1 protein-coding gene is annotated in these 606 nt (G+C 44.1%); it reads right to left on the bottom strand.

All coding sequences use genetic code 11. From position 1 onward, the window contains the following. Window positions 1-55: 55 nt before the first annotated feature. Window positions 56-606: UDP-N-acetylglucosamine 2-epimerase (locus tag HC175_RS16440; RefSeq protein WP_209310031.1), on the bottom strand; the 551-nt coding region annotated here is incomplete at its 5' end.

Here is a 606-nt window from a genome sequence, read left to right as displayed (position 1 = left end):
CCAACAAAAAACAACAAACATAAAACCGAAACGGTAAACAGAAAACCGTAAACGTTCAATACGTAATCGTCTTCCTATACGTCAGCTCCACCGTCGCCAGGATCTCCGCAATTTTCTCCCCCGCATTTCCATTACCGTAAAGTGTAGAACTTTCAAATTTCTCTGTTGCGATTGCAGCTTTTGTGGCTTCTGCTATTGCCTGCTGATCATAGGCTACATCCGTGACATTTTGCGCCCGACTTCTTCTATGTTGGCGATTTCCAATATTCACGACGGGTAGTCCCAAGTAAGCGCACTCTCTTAATCCGGCGCTGGAATTTCCTATTAAAGCTTTAGAGCTGTTGAGGAGCTTCAGGAAATCCAGGGGATCCATGTTCTTGAAAAAATGTATGTTTTTCGGCTGTTCCAATTCCCGAAATGTTCTTATACCATTGGAAGTTCCGTCAGAACCTGCATCCACATTTGGCCAGAACCAAAAGGCGGGGTAATCCAGTTCCTTTACAGCTCTTAAGGTCTCCAAAATATGTTTTTTGGATTCCTTATTTTCTGTAGTTACGGGATGTTGCATCACCACCATATATCCTCTCTCCCATTCCAGGTCGGCAC

Source organism: Salinimicrobium oceani, from assembly GCF_012037645.1.
The sequence above is the reverse complement of the archived record's forward strand: the minus strand, read 5'-3'. Positions and strand labels throughout refer to the sequence as shown.